Annotated in this window: 2 protein-coding genes; both read left to right on the top strand. The window is 72.7% G+C overall.

Annotation, left to right across the window (positions count from 1 at the left end; all coding sequences use genetic code 11):
- Positions 1–1826, top strand: a 1826-nt coding sequence (locus AC1DU6_RS27905; protein WP_477861098.1) for an O-linked N-acetylglucosamine transferase, SPINDLY family protein, incomplete at its 5' end; no start/stop codon positions are given.
- Positions 1823–2314 (top strand): DegT/DnrJ/EryC1/StrS family aminotransferase (locus AC1DU6_RS27910; protein ID WP_477861100.1); only part of this gene is annotated, 492 nt, incomplete at its 3' end. The genes AC1DU6_RS27905 and AC1DU6_RS27910, both read left to right, overlap by 4 nt.

The raw sequence follows: 2314 nt of genomic DNA on the forward strand, positions 1-2314 counted from the left end.
GCCATATGCAGCTTGGCCGGCATCGCGACGCGCTGGCGGCGCTGCGCCGTGCGGCCGAGTTGGCACCGGGCGATGCCGAAATCCGAGACAACCTGCGCATTCTCGGAACGGCGGCCGGGACGATGGCCTGGCAGGCTTTTGCCGCGGCGATGGAAGCAGGCGACCTGCCGCAGGCGTTGAGCCTGGCGCGCCGCGCGGTGCGTGACGAACCGCAGGAGGCGGCGCGTCACAACAACCTGGCCGTCGCGCTGGCGGCTTCGCAGCGCATGTCCGAAGCCATCGATGCCAGCCGGCGCGCGGTGACGTTGGCGCCGCAGCCGGTGGAGTTTCAATTGAACCTGGCCCGCTTCCTGACGGTCACCGGGCAGGAAGCCGACGGACCGGACAGCTATCGCCGCGTCCTCGAACTCGATCCCGAGAACGTGGAAGCGCGCCGCCTGCTGGCCTGGCACGCTGCGCACCGGGGTGACCCGGCCGAGGCTGCGGCCTACTGCAGCGCAAGCCGCGATGAGTTTCCGCGCGACCTGTCCCTGTTCAGCAACCGGCTGTACTACGGCACGCTCGATGGCAGCCTGGCGCCCGAGGAGAGCTTCGCCGCGCATGTCGAATACGGCCGGCGCGCCGAGGCCGCGGCGCCCGCTGCGGGCTTCGCCTTCGCGCAGCCGTGCGACCCGGCGCGGCGGCTGCGCGTAGGCTTCGTCTCGGGCGATCTCTACGATCATCCCGTGGCCGGCTTCATCGAGCCGGTCTGGGCGGCGCTGGACCGGACGCAGATCGAAGTCTGGGTCTACGCGGGCGGTGCGAAGCGCGATGCAGTCACCGAGCGGCTGCGCCCGCTGGCCCAGGTCTGGCGCGACGTGCGGGACCTCGGCGACGAGGCGCTGGCGGCCCGCATCCATGCCGACGCGATCGACGTGCTGTTTGACCTATCGGGCCACACGGCCGGCCACCGGTTGCCGAGCTTTGCGATGAAGCCCGCGCCGCTGCAGGTGACGTGGATCGGCTATCCCAACACGACCGGCCTGCGTGCCATGGACTACGCGCTGTGCGACCGTTTCAATGCGCCGCCGGGCCTGTACGAGCACTTCTACGTCGAGAAGTTCGCGCGCATCCCCTGCTCGGGCACGTTCACGCCGCTGGTTCGGCTGCCGGAGGTCGGTCCGCTGCCGGCGCTGGCGGCGGGGCGGGTCTGCTTCGGCAGCTTCAACGCGGTGCGCAAGATCGGCCCGGAGGTCGTCGCTGGCTGGGCCCGCGTGTTGCACGCCGTGCCGGATGCGCGCCTGCTGATCGGCTACGTCGCCGCGCCGGCGCAGGCGCAGCGCCTGGAGGCTGAGTTCGCGCGGCAGGGCATTGCCGCGGCGCGGCTGCAGTTCCGGCCGCCCGTGGCGCTGGCCGACTACCTGGCCCTGCACGGCGAGGTGGACCTTGTGCTCGACAGCTGGCCCTACGGTGGCGGCACGACGACCAACTATGCGCTCGCGATGGGCGTGCCGGTCGTGACGCTGCGCGGCCCCGGGCGGGCGCATTGCCAATCGGCCGGCGTGCTGGGCCGCATCGGGCTGGAGGACTGGGTGGCGCGCGACGTCGACGAGTTCGTCGCCATCGCTGCCGCCCGGGCCGGCGACCTGCCGGCACTGGCGGCCTTGCGTGCGGGCCTGCGGGATCGCTGGCAGGCCACGCCGCTGCGCCGGCCGGCCACGGTCGCGCGGGGCCTGGAGCGAGCCGTTCGCCGCATGTGGCAGCGCTGGTGTGCAGGCCTGCCGGCCGAGCACTTCGAGATCGGGCACGACGAGGTGCCCGGCCTTGTCCCGGCGCCAGCGCCATGAGCATGCGGCTGCTGATTCCCGACCTGCCCTGCGCGGACGCGCTGATGCCCTGGCTGCGCCGCATCGACGCCGCACGCCAGTACGGCAACTTCGGCCCGCTGGTGCGGGAGCTGGAAGCGACGCTCGCGGCGCACTGGCCGGTCGCGTCGATCGTGCCGGTGGGGTCGGACCTGCATGTCCGCACGGCGAGCAGTGGCACCGCCGCCCTCGAACTGGCGATGGCGGCGCTGGACCTGCCGCGGGGCGGCGAGGTGCTGATGCCCGCCTTCACCTTTCCCGCCACCGCAGCCGCTGCACTGCGCCAGGGGCTGCGGGTGCTGTTCGCCGACGTCGCCGAGGGCAGTTGGCAGCTCAGCCCGGTGCTCGCGCGCGAGGTCGCACGCCACCGCCGCCTGGCGCTGGTGATGCCCGTGGCCACCTTCGGCCGGCCGCTGGATGCGGCCGCGTGGGATGCCTTTTCCAAGGACACGGGCGTCCCGGTGTTGATG

The sequence above is a fragment of the Roseateles sp. P5_B10 genome (assembly GCF_056400485.1).